The sequence below is a fragment of the Mangrovibacterium sp. genome (assembly GCF_059905295.1).
In genome coordinates, this window is record NZ_JBZQJF010000248.1 from 1 (window position 1) to 2561 (window position 2561).

General features: G+C 43.6%; 2 protein-coding genes. Both read right to left on the bottom strand.

What is annotated here, in order from left to right:
* Positions 1-1538, bottom strand: a 1538-nt coding sequence (locus AC37HE_RS12910; protein ID WP_500783261.1) for a TonB-dependent receptor, incomplete at its 3' end; no start/stop codon positions are given.
* A gap of 245 nt (positions 1539-1783) precedes the next feature.
* A partial coding sequence (locus tag AC37HE_RS12915) for an MFS transporter (protein WP_500783262.1) occupies positions 1784-2561 on the bottom strand: 778 nt, incomplete at its 5' end.

Consider the following 2561-nt stretch of genomic DNA (forward strand, 5'->3'; position numbering starts at 1 on the left):
TGGATATCGCGCTTGAAATCCATCCTGCTCGAATAGTTCGGATCGTTGATCCAGCTTTGGCTTTCGGAATCGAAATTTTCAAACAGGTAATCTTCTGTTTCGCGTCGCATGCGACTTTGCAAGCCGGCTTCCAGTTTCCCGGTTTCACCTAAAGGGCGTGTGTAATCCAGTTTTGCCCGGTAGTCTTTCGAATCTTCTCCGTCGGTTGTCCGTACCCGTAGGTCATAGATATCGCCAGGAGTATAATTTTCATCCGTCACAATTTCCGATTGGTATTGGATATCATCGCCTGTTCGGCTACGGAAATAAATCATTCCTTCCAGCTTGTGGGTGGCATCTTCGTTGTACTTATGCAGAAAGTTGATACTTGCATCAACGAATTTATTGTTCCGGTTGGCATCTTCATATTCGTTGGTGTATTTTTCAGTCATCCCCGCCGGGCTATTAATTTGGGTATGGTAGTAGTTTTCAATGTTCGATTTGGAATCGTGGTTGTGTTGGCCTGCACTGGCTGTGAACCCTAAGGTTGTTTTGTCGGTCAGGTATAAATCCAGTCCACCTTTAAAGCGAAATCCGTGACGAATGAAATCCCGGGTTCCATTGCTATTCAGATAGACCGTACTGTCGTTATAATATGTTTCTCGGGTCGATTTGTTTGTGCCGGTGAAATTACGTCTGTTGGTATCGAATCCAAAGGTAATCTGGCGTTTTTCGTTCTTGTGGTTAACTGTGAAGTCCAGGCTGCGGCTGTCATTGGTACTCCCCGAGACATTGACAATTCCATCGAAGCCGGTTAAGGCGTTTTTCTTGGTAACCAGGTTGATAATACCAGCCATTCCATCCGGGTCGTATTTGGCCGACGGGTTTGTGATGATTTCAATATTTTGAAGGGCTGAAGCCGGAATTTGTTGTAAAGCATCGCTTCCGGTTAGAGCCGACGGACGCCCGTCGATGAAAACGGTGAAGCTTGATGATCCACGTAGGGTAACGTTTCCTTCTATATCAACCTGAACGGAAGGTGTATTTTCCAAAACATCGACTGCGGTTCCTCCGGCAGCATTAATATCCTGTTCAACATTGATAACCTTTTTGTCTACTTTGTACTCTACGCGTGGTCGCTCGGCAACAACTTCCACACTGCCCAGTTCCTGGTGTGATGGCTCCAGTGGAATGGTGCCAAGGTCGATGGAACTGTGGTTGTTTGTGATGGTGATGTTCTTGATTCGTGTTTTATTAAAGCCAATAAAGTTTGCTTCAACATAGTAAGAACCATTATCTATTTTGCCAATTTCAAATTCTCCGTTGTGATTGGTAATTCCTCCGGTAACTAAGGTTGAATCAGAGGTTTTGTAGATGGAAACGTTGGCATATTCCATGGGGGTTTTGGAATCTTTCTCAACGATTTTTCCTTTGATGATGGATTTCTGTGCCGGATTGGCAACCGTTGTTTTTATTGGTTCATCTGCTTGTACAGGTAGGCTTACTCCTGCTAATCCCAAAGCGATAAAAAGTACAGCCAGAATTCTTTTCGAATACATGTTTAATTGTGTTTTCCTGATTATGTTTGGCGAGTATTGGCTTTATTTATTCTTTCCCAGGGAGGCTTCCAGTTACATGATTAGATAAATCCACTCGCAAATTGCGTTTAAATATGTACTATGACATGAAAAAGGTGCACAGGTTTAAAACCCAAACACCAAGATTTGTTAATAAGTGTAAATTTGAATAGGCCCGTTTCCTTGGCTATCTGATTTTAATGATCAAGTGTTTGGAATCGTGCTTGTTATTTCTTTCCAAAGTTGGGATCTATCTTCAAAAAAGGAGCGATAATAAAGCCAGGTACAGTGCAGATCATAACCCAAATGAAAAAGTTAAAGTAACCAATCTGGTCTTCAATCCAACCGCTAGCCATTCCCGGGAGCATCATCCCTAAAGCCATAAAGCCGGTACAAAGAGCATAGTGTGCTGTTTTATGTTCGCCGTCAGCCAGCTGGATCATATAGAGCATATAGGCTGTAAAACCAAAGCCATAGCCAAATTGCTCAATCACAACAGCGCAGCTCACAATGCCTAAGCTTTGTGTTTGAATGAATGCCAGGAAGATATAAACGATGTTGGGGAGGTTCATGGCAAAAACCATTGGCCAAAGCCATTTTTTCAGTCCGTGTCGGGAAACTAAAATTCCGCCTACAATACCTCCAAAAGTTAAAGCAATGATTCCCGCCGTTCCATATACAAATCCAATGTCGCTGGTTGAGAGAGCCAGCCCTCCGGCGCTAAGATCATCGAGCAGGAAAGGAGAAGCCAGTTTGGCTAACTGGGCTTCACCCAAACGGAAAACAAGCAGGAATACAATGGCTAATCCAATCCCTTTTTTTTGGAAGAAAGAGACGATGGTTTCGACAAAGTTTTTCATCATCTCCGAAAAATCTTTGTGCTCGCCGTGTTTGTCGCTCTTGGGATAGGGGAGAACCAATAGATGGTACAGGAAGAAAGCGAGGAAAAGACCGGCAAAGATAAAGAATGTCATACTCCAGGCTGCAGGAATGCTGTCGCCCGAA